General features: G+C 35.9%; 17 protein-coding genes. 6 read left to right on the top strand and 11 right to left on the bottom strand.

Translation table 11 applies throughout. The features are described 5' to 3' along the window. Positions 1–4: 4 nt before the first annotated feature. Both KO02_RS09040 and KO02_RS09035 read right to left on the bottom strand, forming a co-directional pair. The gene (locus KO02_RS09040) at positions 5–1,177 is read right to left on the bottom strand and encodes a M20 aminoacylase family protein (protein WP_038702394.1); all 1,173 of its coding nucleotides are present in this window, start codon (positions 1,175–1,177) and stop codon (positions 5–7) included. A 503-nt stretch (positions 1,178–1,680) separates the two neighbouring features. Continuing rightward, positions 1,681–2,022: a winged helix-turn-helix transcriptional regulator gene (locus KO02_RS09035; RefSeq protein ID WP_038697684.1), complete on the bottom strand. Its 342-nt coding sequence runs from the start codon at positions 2,020–2,022 to the stop codon at positions 1,681–1,683. A 92-nt stretch (positions 2,023–2,114) separates the two neighbouring features. Here KO02_RS09035 and KO02_RS09030 point away from each other — a divergent pair, with 92 nt between their 5' ends. The 4 genes from KO02_RS09030 to KO02_RS23955 all read left to right on the top strand — a co-directional run bounded on the left by KO02_RS09030 (position 2,115) and on the right by KO02_RS23955 (position 5,217). Continuing rightward, entirely contained in the window at positions 2,115–2,753 is a 639-nt protein-coding gene (locus tag KO02_RS09030) for a peroxiredoxin-like family protein (RefSeq protein ID WP_038697682.1), read from the top strand. Next, positions 2,750–3,547 (top strand): DNA alkylation repair protein, encoded by a 798-nt coding sequence (locus KO02_RS09025; protein WP_038697680.1) that lies wholly within the window; start codon positions 2,750–2,752, stop codon positions 3,545–3,547. Before KO02_RS09030 ends, KO02_RS09025 begins: the two co-directional genes overlap by 4 nt. Before the next feature lie 207 nt (positions 3,548–3,754). Further along, positions 3,755–4,651, top strand: a complete 897-nt coding sequence (locus KO02_RS23960) for an FAD-dependent oxidoreductase (protein WP_200878624.1) — start codon at positions 3,755–3,757, stop codon at positions 4,649–4,651. Beyond that, positions 4,639–5,217: a helix-turn-helix domain-containing protein gene (locus KO02_RS23955; RefSeq protein WP_200878623.1), complete on the top strand. Its 579-nt coding sequence runs from the start codon at positions 4,639–4,641 to the stop codon at positions 5,215–5,217. Before KO02_RS23960 ends, KO02_RS23955 begins: the two co-directional genes overlap by 13 nt. Before the next feature lie 321 nt (positions 5,218–5,538). Here KO02_RS23955 and KO02_RS09015 read toward each other — a convergent pair whose 3' ends face one another. The 9 genes from KO02_RS09015 to KO02_RS23530 all read right to left on the bottom strand — a co-directional run bounded on the left by KO02_RS09015 (position 5,539) and on the right by KO02_RS23530 (position 16,154). Further along, positions 5,539–5,799 (bottom strand): TlpA family protein disulfide reductase, encoded by a 261-nt coding sequence (locus tag KO02_RS09015; RefSeq protein WP_038697678.1) that lies wholly within the window; start codon positions 5,797–5,799, stop codon positions 5,539–5,541. A 582-nt stretch (positions 5,800–6,381) separates the two neighbouring features. Then, a complete protein-coding gene (locus tag KO02_RS09010; RefSeq protein WP_051959833.1) occupies positions 6,382–7,038 on the bottom strand; it encodes an HAD family hydrolase in 657 nt (218 codons plus the stop codon). Further along, entirely contained in the window at positions 7,029–8,402 is a 1,374-nt protein-coding gene (locus KO02_RS09005; protein ID WP_144243284.1) for a glycoside hydrolase family 47 protein, read from the bottom strand. The genes KO02_RS09010 and KO02_RS09005 overlap by 10 nt, the downstream gene beginning before the upstream one ends. A gap of 5 nt (positions 8,403–8,407) precedes the next feature. Continuing rightward, positions 8,408–9,895, bottom strand: a complete 1,488-nt coding sequence (locus KO02_RS09000; RefSeq protein ID WP_051959832.1) for a RagB/SusD family nutrient uptake outer membrane protein — start codon at positions 9,893–9,895, stop codon at positions 8,408–8,410. An 11-nt stretch (positions 9,896–9,906) separates the two neighbouring features. Continuing rightward, entirely contained in the window at positions 9,907–13,035 is a 3,129-nt protein-coding gene (locus tag KO02_RS08995; RefSeq protein ID WP_038697676.1) for a SusC/RagA family TonB-linked outer membrane protein, read from the bottom strand. A 46-nt stretch (positions 13,036–13,081) separates the two neighbouring features. Next, positions 13,082–13,921, bottom strand: coding sequence for a helix-turn-helix domain-containing protein (locus tag KO02_RS08990; protein WP_038697674.1), 840 nt, complete (start codon positions 13,919–13,921; stop codon positions 13,082–13,084). A gap of 28 nt (positions 13,922–13,949) precedes the next feature. Next, positions 13,950–14,711, bottom strand: a complete 762-nt coding sequence (locus KO02_RS08985; RefSeq protein WP_038697672.1) for a phytanoyl-CoA dioxygenase family protein — start codon at positions 14,709–14,711, stop codon at positions 13,950–13,952. Positions 14,712–14,749: 38 nt separating this feature from the next. Further along, positions 14,750–15,568: a sugar phosphate isomerase/epimerase family protein gene (locus KO02_RS08980; RefSeq protein ID WP_038697670.1), complete on the bottom strand. Its 819-nt coding sequence runs from the start codon at positions 15,566–15,568 to the stop codon at positions 14,750–14,752. 388 nt (positions 15,569–15,956) lie between these two features. Further along, positions 15,957–16,154 (bottom strand): hypothetical protein, encoded by a 198-nt coding sequence (locus KO02_RS23530; protein ID WP_144243283.1) that lies wholly within the window; start codon positions 16,152–16,154, stop codon positions 15,957–15,959. Between the two features lie 161 nt (positions 16,155–16,315). On the opposite strand from KO02_RS23530, the gene KO02_RS08975 reads away from it, so the two are divergent. Both KO02_RS08975 and KO02_RS08970 read left to right on the top strand, forming a co-directional pair. After that, a complete protein-coding gene (locus KO02_RS08975; RefSeq protein WP_235212372.1) occupies positions 16,316–16,537 on the top strand; it encodes a DUF1456 family protein in 222 nt (73 codons plus the stop codon). A gap of 606 nt (positions 16,538–17,143) precedes the next feature. Continuing rightward, positions 17,144–17,710 carry a Crp/Fnr family transcriptional regulator gene (locus tag KO02_RS08970; protein ID WP_038697667.1) on the top strand — a complete coding sequence of 189 codons (567 nt, stop codon included), beginning with the start codon at positions 17,144–17,146 and terminating at the stop codon, positions 17,708–17,710. The last annotated feature ends 7 nt before the right edge of the window (positions 17,711–17,717 follow it).

Below are 17,717 nucleotides of genomic sequence, written 5' to 3'. Positions count from 1 at the left end.
TAAACTACTTTAAATATTCCTCTGTCAGCCCTACCCAATAAGCTGCACCAAGAGGTAAAATATCTTGATTAAAAACATAATTCGGATGATGAACCATAAATGTATCACCATTGCCAAGCATACAATAGCTACCTGGTTTCTTCTGAAGCATAAAAGCAAAATCTTCACTTCCCATATAAGGATTTCCTGGATACACAACTTTTCCTTCTCCAAAAATGTCACGAGCTACATTTGCAGCCCATTGCGTATTTTCAGGAGTATTAACAAGTACCGCCCCTAGAATACCCTCCCTTATTTCGTAATGACAGTTAAATGCTTCGGCTTGTGATTTCGTAATGGAACAAACTTTATTTAAAACCATTTCGCGTAACTTAGAATCCATATTCCGAATACTTAATCGAAGTATAGCATTTTGTGGAACAACATTACCCGCATTCCCTGAAATAAAAGCGCCAACCGAAATCACTGAATTTTGCCAAGGAGATACATTTCTAGACACAATGGTTTGCAAAGCCATTACCATTACCATTACCAATGACGATCCGCACACAATAGGATCTATTCCTAATTCTGGCATGGAACCATGGCTTCCCTTACCAATGATCTCAATTTCCCAATTATCTACTGCAGCCATCATCTCACCATCGTAAAAATAAAACTTGCCTATTTCCAATCCGGGCATATTGTGCATTCCGTAAACTGCATCTACAGGGAATCTTTCAAACAAGCCATCCTTTATCATCGCAGGACCCCCTTCCATTGTTTCTTCGCCAGGCTGGAAAATGAGTCGGACAGTCCCATTGAAATTCATAGTTTCTGATAAATATTTTGCGGCACCCAACAACATGGCTGTATGTCCGTCATGCCCGCAAAGATGTGCTTTACCTTCCACTTTACTTTTATACTGAAGATCATTTACTTCCTGAATAGGAAGTGCATCAAAATCAGCTCGCAATCCAATAGATTTCCCTCCATCCCCAACTGTCATGGATGCTACGATGCCTGTTTTCCCGACACCTTCCACTACATCAAAACCAAAATATTTTACTTTCTCGGCAATAAACTTTGACGTTTCAGCCTCCTGCATGGCTAATTCTGGGGACTGATGTAAATGCTCCATCCACTCCTTCATTTCATTGTGAAGAACCTTAGTGCACTCTAATATGGTTGTATTCATAATTGGATTTTTATTATTAACATAATAGAAGAAGAATAGTTCATTATAATTCTTTTGCACGGTTTTCATGATAGCAATAATAGTCAGAATTACCATAAACAGATTAAAGAATAGCCCAATCATTGCAGCTTAACGCATCACAATATTATCCTATTTCCGCAAAAGTGAAGTTGGAGAGTTAGACCTTTTCTCCTAATAATAATTCCATATAGGTAGAACCCTAGTTTTAGAGTCGTTAGTTTCAATCTGATAATCCATTCTGTGAATAACACTTGAATTAATATTAATCTCTTGGGCAAAAGAATAAATAACAATATAAAAAAACAACTCTCATTCGTGATTAAATTTACTCAAAAAAATCTTCCAGAATATCTGAAAGTTAGCATATTTACTTTATTAACAACGCAACCAAAATACAACTTCTATTTCAGTTGCTGAATCTCAGCTGTACGAGTGAAAAAAGTGAGAAGATTATAAAATGAGTACTTTACAGACGACAGCAATTATTCTTCGTTAGAATGCTCTAATAACACTTTGCCCCAGTCATTTAGTTTCCAAAGGACATCAACCAATTTTTCACCAAGGGGAGTAAGAGAATATTCTACTCTTGGAGGTAATACATTGAAAGATTGTTTGGTTAAAATTCCGTCCGAAACCATTTCATTTAATTGTTGGTTTAAAACACGTCTATCTACTTTTACGATACCTCTTAACATTTCACTAGGCCGTTTTTCACCCGCGTTAATACGCCATACGATAGGGATTTTCCATTTCCCACTAATAGCATTAACGGCAAATTCCAATGGACATATTTTTTCTTCTATCGCTCGTTCTTTTGTATTCATAAAATTGACTTTTTTGTCCCATAGGGACAATTATATGCGGTATTGTGGTTCTGAATTTAATTTCAAAACTTTACAAAAGTATAAAACAATATATGAAAAATTTAAAACAACAAATTGAGGAATTAAATGAAAATTTGGCAAAACAACTTCCAACAAAAATTTTAGAGGTATTCGGTAAATCTATTCAGGATTTGAAAGCCCGAAACATCGAAGAAGATAGCATCGATACAGGCGATACATTTCCTGATTTTAGCTTACCAAATACAAACAATGAAATTGTAGCATTAAAAGAGCTTTTAAAAAACGGAAAAGTAATTGTAGCTTTTTTTCGAGGTAGTTGGTGTCCATATTGCAATCTCGAACTGAAAGCATTGCAAGATAATCTAAAGCAAATTACTAACAGAAGAACAACGCTTATAGCAATCTCACCGCAAACGCCAGATTACAGCGACGAATTAAGAAGTAATCATCACTTAGATTTTCACTTACTGACGGATAAAAACAATAAATTAGCTAAACAGATTGGTATCTCATTCGGACTTCAGGATTATGTAATTCCAGTCTATGGTAGTTTAGGAATAGAACTATCCGAATACAACAAGAATGACAATAACGAATTGCCTACCCCTGCCATTTTCGTAATAGATACAAACGGGAACATTACATACAAATTTGTTGATACAAATTATATGAACAGGATAAATATCCAAGAATTGATTGAACAATTATGACTGAAAGAAAAGGAGCAAGAAGCACAAAGGATATTCCGAAAAATATTTTAGCACAGCTTAATCGTGGGGAAATTGAAACAGCCAATCTCGTAGAATGGTTGGCCGTTGATCAACGGTTTTTATTGGAAAACTTACTTGTAGAACATCAAAGAACGGATTATTTAAAACCCATGCTATCTATAATTGACCAACTGAAAAAGCAAACCGTAAATACGATAAATGAAGCTATCGGAACAGGTCTTTTTGAGCAAGCAATAAAAAATAATGATAGCGATTTTTTAACGGTAGTGTCTAAACATAAAGCTGATTTAGTCCGCTGTTGGGCTGCATATACTATTGAAAAAAACGAAGAACTGAACATTATAGAAATACTTGAACAAATTCAACCATTTTCAGCTGATAAGCATTTTGGAGTAAGAGAAATCAGTTGGTTGGCTGTAAGGAAGAAAATATCTCAAAACCTTATCCAAAGCATTGAAATACTTTCAGAATGGACCTCAATCCAAGATGAAAATATAAGAAGATTTACCACTGAAGCAACAAGACCTCGTGGCGTTTGGTGCGAACATATCGACGAACTAAAACAAAATCCCGAATTGGCCTTATCAATTTTAGAACCATTAAAATCCGACAAATCAAAATACGTTATGGACAGCATTGGCAATTGGCTCAATGATGTCAGTAAAACCTGTCCCGATTTTGTAAAAGAACTTTGTGAACGTTGGGAAAAAGAAAGCGAAACAAAAGAAACAAAATACATTATCAAAAAGGCATTGCGGACTATCAATAAGTAACAGATAATACTCAGATTACTAAAAACAAGTGAGACTCCCCTCTCCTTTTTACATGGAGCGGAAAACAACTTTTCAATTTTTTTTTCATATATTAGAGTAACAATTCATTTTTGCTACGTTGCGCCTTAATGGATTTTTTTCACTTCTATTCTTTTCCATCTAGCTAATCCCTAAATCGTTTTCTGCTATTTTAGAACTAACAAACAAATGAAGAAAAAACATTTTTGGATAATTGGACTTTTGACAATAATCATATTTTTGTCTATTCCAACTTTTCATATCTTAAAAATAAAATGGAATGAAAAGAATTTAATCATTGATATTCCCAAAGGTTTTACAGATGATGCTAGTCAGCTGAACCTAACAAAAGTTGATACAATCATTCAAGTTCCTACCGACAAAAAAGAAATTGAAATTCAACTAAAATATGTCTTAAAATATGCAAAAGAAAATAATTTAAAAATTTCAATTGCGGGTGCAAAACATAGTATGGGAGGACACACCATTTATCCAAATGGAATATTACTAAATATGCTTCCTTACAATCAAATGGAACTTGACACAACTAATAATATTTTGACTATTGGCTCAGGTGCATTGTGGGAAGACGCCTTAAATTATTTAGAGAAGTACGGTAAATCTATTGCCATAATGCAAGCATTCAGTTCGTTTTCGATTGGTGGATCAATTAGTGTAAATGGGCACGGTTGGCAAAAAAACTTACCACCAATCGCTGCAACTGTAGTTTCATTTACTTTAATGAAAGCAAACGGAGAAGTTGTCAATTGTAGCAGACAAGAGAATCATGAACTTTTCAAATTGGTAATTGGAGGTTATGGTTTATTTGGAGTTATTTTAGACGTAAAGTTAAAAGTTGTAGAAAACGAAGCATTACAATATAAATATATTCGATTAAATCCTGACAATTATGTAAACCATTACAAAAAGTACATTTCACAGAATCCAAATGTAAATCTAGTTTTTGGCCGACTACGAATTTCAGACAAGCATTTTTTAGAAGAAGCAACATTAAACTTTTTTGAGAAGGTTAACGGGACAATACCTACCTTACAAACCAAAAAAACACTGAAATGCAAAGATTAGTGTTTAGAGGCAGTGTAAACAACGAATATGGAAAACGACTTCGTTGGGATTTGGAAACTGGAGTGAGTAAAGTTTTTAAAAACGAAATTTATTCAAGAAATGAACTTTTAAACAACCACGTTTCACTAATTGAAAATAAAGACACTTCTTCGACTGACTTACTTCAAGAATATTTTATTCCTGAAAGGAATTTTAATCAATTCATTGCGGATATAAAACCTGTTCTCAAGAACTCAAAGATAGATTTACTGAACATAACTATTCGCGGCGTTCAAAAAGACAATGACAGTTATTTAAATTATGCAAGAGAAAATGTCTTTGGTTTTGTCATCTTATTCAATCAAAAGAAAACAGATACCCAAGAGACAGAAATGAAAAAATTGACAAACCTACTTGTCGATAATGCATTAAAAAACGAAGGAACTTTTTATTTACCTTATCGCTTACATATTGACAGGGTCAAAATGAGAAAATCGTATCCAAACGCAGACATATTTTTTCAACTAAAACTAAAATATGATCCAACTGAATTATTTAACAACAAATTTTACGAACATTACAAATAAAACAACAAAGCTCAGCAGTTTGTCAAAAATTAAATTACCATTCGATTATTACTAAGCCTGAAAAAGTGCATGAAAGTAAAGAGCTTATTCGACTTTTCATTCGTATTTGTTTTTCTCTTTATCCAGGGCTTCACCTTATTAAGTGCTTCAAAGGGGAAGTGAAAACTCTTTAATTTTCTGTTCTATTTCCTTTAAAAATAACTCATCGGCTCCTTCCCATCTGCCCAGAATTTCTCCATTTCTATTTACCAATAACCTTAAAGTTACCGCAAAGATCAAAAGCTCCCTTCTGATACTTTGTAGAACACCCGATTTATAGGATTAGTGCTCACATACATCTATTTTATCATCAGAAATAGCATTTTCCCATTTTACCAAATTCTTATCAATGGATATGGTTAGTGTTTGAACCTTATCTTTATATTTTCCTCTCAAAGCTAGCAACTGCGGGTGTTCTTTTCTGCACGGAATACACCAACTCGCCCAAAAATCAATTAACAGAACTTTATCCTTTGCCAAGTCATAAACATGAATAGTATCATTATTAAAACTTTTAAAGAAAACCCCCAATAATTTGGTCAAGTGATAAATATATTGTGAGAAATAGCATCAAAAATTTGAAATTTTCATTGTAAGTTATTAACTTTAGTTAGAATCCAAACATGGATTCTAACTAAAGACAGCAGAACACCTTTACCTTGAAGACTTACTGCACATTATTATAAACCACTAAAATTACGATCAATGAATAATCTAAAAAATTATAAGTTCGGTATATTCTATTATAACCCTTCAGACCCTCGTCTTTTGGTTCCTAAACAACTATCTAGTATGCATGGATTCACACTGAATTTTGCAAAACCGATTAGTTCTGTAATAATGGGCTTATTCCTCTTCCCAGCTGTTGTGCTTATTTATTTAATATTTAGAAATTAGCATAGTTTTAGATGTGCTGAATTCAATGCGTTATTTAAAAATTGGGAATGCCTAAAATAGACAATTTTCTATTATTCGACATTCATTAGGTTGAATGAAACGTATACTTTGTGCATCTTATTATTTTCAATATTTTGCTTATACATAATAATGTTCAATCAATAAATTGCCCCACTAATGTAGTGGAGCAATTTATTTTACGAAGGAAACATCCCGCCTTCAAATTAATTATTTTGATGACTGATAGCATTCTTGTAAAAAGTAAGCCGTCAACCTTTCAAAATCACTAAAACTCGGCATATAATTTTCTAATCTCCCAAAACCATAATTAACATGTACAAAAGGTATTTTAGCTAATTCACTCTGCTTTTGATCAGATAACGTATCTCCCACATACACCGATTTTTTAAGGTTATATTTTACGATAAGGTCTTCTATATTTTCAAATTTAGATTTATGATTTTCACCATGAGTCCTATGATCTACAAACAACAATTCCAAACCATGATATTTTAAAAATAATTTGACCACATTTTTATCACAATTACTGACAATAAAAAGAGGATACCGTTGGTGTAATTCCTCCAATCCTTCTTTGACACGCTTGTACAGAGGAGCTCCCTCTGTTTGGATCAATCGCTCCGTTTCAACTTCAACAGCAGCCACAATTATACTCGCTTTATTCAGATAGAAAGCAGGAATTAAAGAGCGGATCACAAAACTTTGCTCCAAACCTATTAAGCCAGCAATGTCTTCCTCATCAATAATCGTGTCAATACCATGTTGTTGTAATGCTACGGTCCAAGCCTTTGCATATAAAACAGCGGCATTCCATAGCGTGCCGTCCAGATCAAACAATATACTATCTACTTGATTTATTTCCATGTTTTAAAGAATGGATGAGCTTCGGTATTTAAAACACATTTGTCTAAGTTAAAAGCTTCTTTGGGTGCAAAAAACAAATAGCAGTATTTCATCGTTTCAGCAAAAAAGAAACTCTCTAACGTATCCCATTTCTCCATGGTTTCCACATTTTTAATCTGTACATACCCATTATCCACCTGACAGTATTTCTCGATCGATTCAAACATATGCTTCCCTTGCTCGTAATATTTTGGGTCTTTTGTATAGTGCCATAAATAATAAGTAGATTCGATAGCTTCCGGTCTGATCATGTAGTAACTATCAATTATATTCATCGTACTGTAATCTATCATTTCAGGCTCAAGACCTTTTAACGTCCACATTTTATAGATGCTCTGTTGCAGTTTTTTCGCTGATTTAAAATCACGATCCAAACAAAGGACAGCTCCATAAAAGCAATCTAATGCTCCAAAACGTGTAGCTGTACGGACACCCGTATCCATATCTGCATATCCATACCAAAATCCAGTACTCACATCATCTGCTAGGTAATTGGCTATTGCTTTTTTGTGAATATCCCACATCTTCTTAAGATCTTTGTCACCAAATAATAACCAACCTTTTAACAAATATTCGTAGTACGCATCAATACGCCCACTGATATGTGCACTTTTATTTACCCATTCTCCAGTATTGATATTGATTTCTGTACCAACCAAACCTATTTTAGAACGGCGATCAAAAGTTGCGACCACACCACGTTTACATTTTTCATAATAAATGGGGTTTCCTGTCAATTTGCTCAGCATACCATATTCCAATAACATGGATCCAATTTCACATGGGTTTGTAATTTCTCCAGCAACGGCACCTGTTTTTAAGTTAACCAATCTATAGGGCATACCTGTTTTAGATTCAAAGACCGGTAACATACGTTTTCCTAAATCCTCTGCCAATTTTAAAAACCTGGGATCTCCATCCAATTGGTAAGCCGACAGTAATCCTCCCATAATCCTGATGGCAATTTCAAATTGTTGAATTTCCATATCAATATCAAAATTCAATTGAGAAAAAATCAGTTCTTTAGCCTCCTCCATCTCTTTTTTCAAGCCCATGATGTGCATGGTGCTGAGCGCATCAACTGGTGTCATCAATAAAGAATGGCTATACCAGTTATGGCCCTTCTTTGCCAAAGGATTTACAGCATCCTGCCCTTTAGCATAGTCCATATATGCACCCCAACCTTTAATAAATGCCGTTTTCACCCTTTCGGCATACATTTCATTCTCATCCTGTTTTGAGCTTCCTGCCTGAGCCATGACTATTGTAAAGCATAGGCTTATCATAAGTAGCAATGACTTCATAAATTGTTTTGTCTGTATCATATGTATTATTTTAATAATGGATTAATCTGAACTTCTCGGCTCGGAATTGGGAATTTAAGATTCTCTTCTTTAAAAATTGCGCCACTAGGAAGTTTAAAGCCGATTAAATCGACCATTTTATTTGTTTTTGTATCGAATATTTTTTTCGTTCGCACCATATCAAACCAGATTTTACCCTCGGCACATAATTCAAAATAGCGCTGTTTCTGTACCTCCTCTCGAAATTCGGCCTGCGATAATTTTGAGATGTCCGGCAAACCCGAGCGATTTCTAATCTGATTGACCGCATCAATGGCCGACTTATCAGGACTTCCGTCAGCTTCATTTTGAGCTTCACTATATACCATTAACAGATCCGCATACCGCAATAAAGGAAAATTCTTCGCCGAATTGGGAGCAGTAGTTAAGATTCCAGGATCCATAAATTTATAAATTGCCCAGGGAAATTCGTGTTTTTCATCTCCTATTTGAAGTGTATTCATAAAAAATCCCTGATTATGTCTTCCCCTAAGATCTGCCGCATCATATGCATCCAAAAAGAACGAACTAGGTGAAAAACCACCAAATTGCAACGCATTCACCAATTTAACTTCTTTAGGTAAAAAATAAACAGGTAGACTGCTATTGGCATTATTGATTGCATAGTTGGCCATAAAAATATGTTCCTCTTTATTGTCAAAAGTGGGATTATTTAATTTATTGAACCAGGTCAGTTCTTGATCCGATTCAAATAGTTTATGTTTATTTGACTGTATCACTTCCAATGCCTTGGTCTTAGCAAGACCATAAAAACTATTATCATTCAGCAATCCCGCCATACTCAAATAAGTCTTTGCCAAAAGAGTTTTCACTGCCATCACGGAGACGCGACCATTACCCTGTGTCGTCGCCGCCAAAGGTTGCTCTTCAGCAAATTTCAGATCCGGAATAATAGCTTTTTCAAAAATATCCCGTACCGGGCTTTTACCGATCAGTGCATCACCTGGGTTTGCCGTAGGAACCATTTTTAAAGGCACATCACCAAAAATATGGACCAACTGGAAATAGAAATAAGCGCGCAAAAAACTCGCCTCCGCCAGCAGTTCATTCTTTTTATTCTCCGACATATTGACTGCAGGTATATAACGAAGACAGCTATTGGCAGCCTCAATTCCCTTATAGCAGCTTTCCCACCAAATTGAAAAATCGGGACTTGTTGCATCAAATTTCAGATTGACATAGTCTGATGCAAATTGCCATTGTGCTTTATTATCGAACATCCCAGTAGGGAGCTCAAGCATAGCATAGGGCATTTCGTCATAACCATATTTATTATAAGGAGCTTTTATATAATTATAAATACCAATTACCGCAGAGTTACATTCTTCCTCATTTGTAAAGAAATTTTTGACCGGAATAGAAGACCTAGCATCCTCTTCCAACTGAGAAGTACATGAGTTTAAATGAACGGTCAATGTACTAATTACTAACAATGTATATAATGATCTTTTCATGATTTTAAGATTTAAAATGTAAGGTTTAATCCCAGAGCATAAGTACGCGCATTCGGGTAACTAAAATAATCAACACCTTGCGTAAACGTATTGCCTGCCGACACCGAAGACAGCTCCGGATCATATCCGCGATATTTCGTACTCAAGAAAAAATTCTGGGTATTAGCTGAAATTTTAAGTCCCTTTATTTTCCATCTATCTAATACCGCGCGAGGAAAAGAATAACTAATATTCAGATTACGTCCACGAATAAAGGACCCATCTTCAACAAAATGACTATCGACATAGCCCGATGGATAATCACTATACAGCGCATCCTGTTGCGTGCGGATAGCAGGCACCATAGTGTTTTGATGTGAAGGTGTCCAGGCATCATCCAATAAACTAGCATAACTGTTAAGATAATATTGGCGATCTTCCAATTCAAAACTAGAAGCATTGACAACTTTATTACCCTTTCTCACCTGAATGGTTGCACTCAGATCAAATTGTTTATACCGAACTCCCAGGTTGATAAAAAGCTCATACTTAGGAAATAAATTACCCAGAATCTTTACATCCTGATCATCATATACATAGTCTTTATTGACATCATCCCTTTTGATATCACCTGGCCTTCTATTGTACTTGGCTGCTTCAGTAGCCTCCTCCGTACCCCAGGTCCCCAGTCGCTCATAACCAATAATATCCCCGACCTGTCCCCCAACACGCAATACATTATAAACTAAGCCCCCTGGAACACGCCCAGGCAAAATATCAGCATTATTATCCCCAAGACCCAAGATTTTGTTTCGGTTAGCAGCAATAGCCAACCCCAAGTCTGCCGAAAAATCATTAGTCTGAATTACTTTACCATTCAATGCCACCTCTATTCCCTTATTTTGCACACTGCCAATATTTTGGGTTACACTATTATAACCTGAAACAAAAGAAGTCGGGTTATCAAGCAATAGATCGGTCGTTTTTTTATGATAGATATCAGCAACCAGAGTAAATCTATTATTCAGAAAACCCATATCCACTCCTGCATTGATTTGTGCAGTACGCTCCCACTTAAGATCAGGATTAGCAATATTGCCCATAGTCGTCCCTACATACCTTTTACCGTCTAGGTACACCAAAGTATTATTATTTAACGTCCCCAATGACATATACGGTGAAATACTAGAATTACCCGTTATTCCATAGCTACTGCGTACTTTAAGCTGGTTTAACAGCTCATTAGATTTCAAAAAAGACTCTTCCGAAACGTTCCATCCCAATGCTACAGAAGGGAAAAAGGCATATTTATTGCCACTGCCAAATTTTGAAGAACCATCGGACCTACCCGTCAGAGTCAACAAATATCTATCGTCGTAACTATAATTGAAACGAGCGTAATAAGAATTCAACAATTCTTTTCTATAGTACGAAGTAGGAGTACCTGGGACGGCCCCAGCTGCGAGGTTGTTATATTGGAAATAATCAACCGAAAAACCCGTAGATCCAGCACCAAATCCATCACCCGTACTGCTCGTCCAGCTTGTACCCAAGACAGCATTGATACGGTTTGCGCCGAAAACCCTATTGTAATTCAAGAAATTTTCAGATTGCCAGTAGAGCGTCTTTCCATAATCGATAGCAGCCCGACCACTGACATCCACACCTAGATCCAACAAATATTTAGACGCATAGAATTGATTGTTGGCATCAAAAAACTGCGCTCCAAACGTAGATTTAAACTCCAAGCCCTCCATCAATTTGACCCGCATATTGACATTACCTAAAAACTGATGTTCCGTACGATAATACTTCAGATCCTGCAGCAGCTTGACCGGATTATTGGCTGTGTAAATTCCAGTTTTATAAAAACCCAGAAAATCACCGTTACTATCATAATTATAACCGAATCCAAAATCCTGCATCGTACTCGTCGATCCATCCGGATACGCAACCGGCAATATCGGAATCATACCTCCTAGTAGCCGTGTCGCATTCATAGATCCCACAGCATAATCATCGACCTGATTTTTACGATTAAATTGATAAGAAAGGTTGGCCCCAATATCTAACCATTCCCTCAATTTAATGTCCGTAGTATACCTTACCGTCCGTTTTTTATAATATGTTTCCCGAAGTAGACCTTCATCATTGATGACTCCAACACTCAAGACCTGTTTTGCTTTTTCAGTACCTCCCGAGATCGTAAAATGATAAGAAATAGGAGTTGCATTACGACTAGCTTCTTTTTGCCAATCCATATCATATAAGGGTTTATTGTCTGTGCCAAATAAATCAGGATACAATTTGTTTAATTGATCTGTAGGAAAAGTCCCTCTTTTAGGGTCATATTCCCAAGATCTTTTCATGTAATCCATATACTGGTTTGCATTTAGCATATCTAGGGGTCGGGCAAACTGGTTCAACCCTAGATTAACCTGTGCAGCAATAACATACTCGCCCACTTTGGGAGCTTTAGTGCTGACAATAATAACACCATTTGAAGCCTGAGAACCATAGATTGCCGTTGAAGAAGCATCTTTCAGAACCTCAATAGATTCGATATCATTAGGATTGATCGACTGGAAATCCGCACCGATCACCCCATCCACCACAAACAGCGGCGCACTAGAGGCATTAATAGAATTTATGCCTCGAATAGTTGCAGAGACACCACCACCCGGACGACCAGAATTATTGCTGATATTAAGGCCAGGTACTCGAGCGCCGAGAGCCACAAGCGGATTAGAAACTGGCATTGCGGCTAAGTCCTCCCCTTTAATACTAGCGACAGAACCAGTCAGGTCTTTTTTACGGATAGAGCCATAGCCAACCACAACCACTTCGTTTAGATCTTGAGCGCTTTCTTTAAGTTGAAATTGAACAGATGCCTGACCCATATACACATACTCGAGAGACTGGTACCCCACACAACTCACTAATAAAGTATCACTTGAAGAGCCATAAAGTTGAAATTCTCCCTCATTGTTGGTTGAAGTTCCCTGTTGCTGTCCCTTGATTTTTAAATTTACAAGGGGAATTCCCTTCCCCTGAACATTAGAAATTTTGCCTTTTATCAGCTGTTTTTGCTGAGCATAAAGCGGAATGTTACACATGACAAGTGCCATAGCAACAAGTGATGAAACTTTTGCATTTTTCATAATTTGGAATAAAGGTTTATTATTTTTGGTTTAATTATAGAAAAGTTTACACAATCAATTGTGTGTTTTTTCGATAGGCAGATGGGGATTGATGATGAAAATGATTGAACTGATTGTAAAAATGGCTTAAGGTATTGATGCCACAATTTTGTGCTATAATTTTAATGGGCACATTAGTTAAGGAGAGCTGAACCGCTGCATAATTCATTCTAGCCTTGTTGACCAACTCCGTCAACGTCACACCGTAACATTTACGGACACTTCTATTGACATGGTCTGCATTTCTCTGACAAAGATCGACAAATCCCTGTATCCCCATTTTAAAATAAGCCGGTCCAGTATAATGTTGCACAGCATGCGACAGCCAGCCCGGAATATGATTTGCATCAAAATAGCTTTGTTCATGAATTTTTATAAATCTAAGTATACTTAATAATAAGCTATCTCCGTACAAATTTGATCGACAGGACATACCATAATGCTCAGCTCTTTTGGTTATTTTTTTTATCGTTTCCATCTCCAATAATATGGAAAATGGTTGCTGATCCAGCGTCCAAAAGTATGCATTAGAATCATTAAAATACCGCGTTTTAAAAAACTGCAATGTTTCTACTGCAAAGGCAAAATTCATAATGGTCAAACCATTTTTTCCAGCTAAAAACGCATGCGTATCTGAGGGTCTTATCAGTAATAGGTGTCCGGGTACTAGCTCGATTTTCTGACCGTTTATCAGGTGATACCCACTTCCCTCTTCTACCCAAAATATTTCAGCATAATCGTGATTATGCAACGAAATATCCTGCTTATTGTAAACAGTCGTACGAGCAAGATGAAAACATTCACCTGACTGTATAAAATCACTAAAAGAAAAGTTTTTTATTTCCATACTTCAATACCTTAGTATACTGATTTATCTAACGATAAATCAAAGGATTATTACCTCTATTTTCACCACGACAGTGATAGATTTTATGTTGTTCATTATGGGGGTGTTCACGATTTAACACCAGGTCAGTATTAAAATACCGCATGGTATAACCAGTCCTTCTAAAAGCACTTCCATTGGCATTTGCACCATGTACGATTCGTGAATCATGTAACGAATACATCCCCTGTTTCAGTTCGAACCAAACCACCTGATCTTCCGGCAAATGCGCGGCATCTTTAATTTCAAGATTGAATATTTTATGATCAGTATTCATCTTTTCATAGATTTTCCCTGTGCCCAGATGTGTCCCAGGTAATACACCCATACAACCATTGTCCTGAAATGATGGATCGATAGCCAACCATAAGGTAACGATACCATCAAATCTGTCAAATCTACCTTCCCAATAAGCGCTATCCTCATGCCATGGGGTCCGAGTTCCTGAAAAAGCCTCTTTACAGATGAAATGGCTACTCCACAAACCGATATTAGGGCCGATGAGGGGTTCGATAATATCCAAGACTTCATCAGCCATCAAAAAAGAAAACAGACGCTCATCCTTTTGATGAGGCACATCCAATTCATCCGGTTTCAGATTACCCTTGTTCTGTAGGTGCTCTTCAAAAATATGGAATAAATTATTAAACTTTTCATTGCTAAACAAAGGTTGCGCTGGCAATAGATATCCATTTTTTTCGTAAAACTGTACTTCCGTAGCACTTAAATTTTGCTTTTCTTTCTTCATCATTTGTCTTCAAATATTTTAGTTACTTCCTATTTATCTCTTTAGCCAAAATTTTTTAAAATAAAATCTTTCATCATACCATTTTGCTTCCATTGCTCAGCCGTTACATCAATATCATATGGTTCCAAAAGATAGGGTTTTGGGCCAAATTCGCATGTTATGGGCAGTATTTTTGTTGAATCTGAGTTGTCACCTACCCGGATGATTTCTTGCCACCAACTTTGGAAAGTCGTTAGATATGCTTCATTTTTCATATGAAATGGATCCACTAATTGGGCCCCTTGTTCATGACCTATCCGTGCATGTATATGCGAACAGCGCCCATATACCCTCTTCATTACTTCCTGATGATTTTCAAGCATAGATTCTGTTACGACGCACCAATGAGAAAAATCTGCTGTCAACATCGAATCCGGACTTTCTTGCAAATAGGCCAAAATCCTCATCGGATCATAACTAAATCTTCCGCGATGGATTTCATGGCTCAAACAAGTTGAAGATCCCCGAATCAGATTCTGACTTTCAGTTAAGAATAAGAGATTCTCATCAAAAGTAAAATAGTCTCTTCCCGTATGGCAATTCAGCCAAAAAAGATCATATTGCAGACACTCTTCAATCATCCTTAAAAATTGACCTCTCATTATTTCTGCAGTAAGACCAGCTGCATAAGGGAGCTGTACGATCAGTTTTAAATCATAATCATCAAAATATTTCTTCACCTCGCACACGTTTTGTAGAAGAGGATCAATTGCAACTTCTACACCCTGAAAACCCTGACTATGCGCTAATTTTGCAAATTCAGGATAAGTTAAATGTTTCATTCCCCAATAAGGGCAGCAGCTTACAATTTGATCTTTCATGTATGAGTGAAAATTACTTAACCAAAAGTAATACCTACCTTTTAATTTTAAAACGATTAAATATTAGTCTAATTACTCAATTCGTTATGCTGTACCGACTTTCAAAATTATTTACATCTTTTTATTCGGGTTTGCTATTCATCCCCTAGCAAATTTTATATTTTTTCCCCTAGTCAAATTCATCAAATAAAGTTAGGAGCACATCTATCGAGTCTGTAACTTTTTGAGGAATCTTCTCAAATTTATCTGTTAACCCAAGAATCATAATCCTCTTCCACTGTCCAATAAGATGATATAGGAATAAATCCTTATTACCTATAAGAGTTGATTGATTGGGTTACTTTCCGAGTTTCACCATCATTGACGAAAGTCACAAGATCGGTCTTGGTCACTCCTTCAAATTATTGATGACTTTAGCCACAATATAATCGTTTGACTCCTCTAATATTGTCGTATTCGTTTTATAATTCAGCGGCTCTCCCCTCTGTTTTTTCAAGAATGAAATATTGTCAGAACGGCTATTGGTTTTATCAACGGTTAATTCTTTTCTTCTACTTTTATGCCCTACTGATGCAAGTATTGTCAATTTTTTAACGTTTTCCTATCCATGCCTGTATACTTTTCATTATCTTTGACATCAATATTCCGCATCAACAACGCTTTGGATTGGAACCCGAACGAAAGAGAAAATAAACAAAGGGAAATTTCTATTAAACGTAAATTTATACCATGAGCAACAATGATATCATGAAAAAGCTTCGAGTGGCTTTAAAATTCACTGACAACGACATTATTGAAGTATTAGCTCTAGTGGATTTCAGGGCGACTAAAACTGAACTGAGTGCGATATTTCGTAAAGACGATCACCCTAATTTCAAACCTTGCGGTGACCAGTTACTTCGTAACTTCTTAAATGGACTCATTATTTACAATCGCGGCTCCAAATCCACTACAGATTTGAATGCATAAATTTATCTGGAAATGCTCTTCGTCTCACCTCATTATGCGAGCTGAGATGAGCTCCAGATTTATACATTCAAACTAGACCGATGACTCTTAGACCCTTTCTTTTTTGGAAGATTTCCTTGTTCATCCCTTCCATAAGAAGGTTTCAAAGATTCAAATGCAAGCGTCATCTTCACTTTGGAAATTCATAGCCATACCACTCTATTTAAGTCAATGGGCTATTTTTTACTTTTAATTTTGCTTCATAGATTTCAAGATTGCAGTTCCTCATTAGCATTATTTATCCATCCTAAACGTTGTTTGACAAAATAGAGGTTTTTAACAGCAAATTCTTTATTGTTACTCATTCCTTTTCTACTTGTATGTACAGTATTGACTATTGCTCAATAAATTCATCAGGTGTCTAAAATTTTCTTGAGTTTTGATAGCATGTACTTTTTGGTTGAAATCTGTTGCGATAAATTGCTCTATTCCTGCCGAGTGCCATTCACATGATATAGTGTTCTAGCCTATGTTCTTTATTTAAAACTTCGAAAGTACGATTTTGACTAAGGTCAATCTTTTTTAAAGATTTTTCACGCATCTTTGATTGTTAATAATAGGATTGAGATGAAAAAAGTGCTTGCACAATTAATACAAGAAAAGATAGTTCTCAGTAAAGACCAATTGGAGACGGTACTTGACTTTTTTAAGTTTCAAGTCGTGGAAAAAAATGAACATTTGCTAGAACCAAATAAAGTAGCAAATCATTTGTTTTTTGTAAATAGAGGCTGTCTACGATTGTACTTTAGGGAAGAACAAGCAATTGCTACCCGATTTATGGCTTTTGAACATACCTTTTTAACATCCATTGTCAGTTTTATTTCGAGAGAGCCCACATTAGAATATATTCAAGCGGTAGAAAACTCGGAGATACTCAGTATATCTTACAGCGATTTCTTTTATTTGAGAAAGACAATCCCAGAATGGGATAAAATATACATTTTTATTCTTGAGTATGGACTCACAGTAATCAATTCAAAGCTAAGTATACTCCTTACCCAAAATGCGACAAAGAGATATAGAAATTTGCTAAAAAATAATCCAGAACTTATTCAAAGATTATCCAATACAAATCTAGCAGCCTATCTCAATATATCTCCAGAGACGTTAAGCAGAATGAAATCAAATATCTAAAATATAA

The organism is Sphingobacterium sp. ML3W (assembly GCF_000747525.1).
Classification (GTDB): Bacteria; Bacteroidota; Bacteroidia; order Sphingobacteriales; family Sphingobacteriaceae; genus Sphingobacterium.
This window is presented reverse-complemented; position numbering and strand designations above follow the sequence as displayed.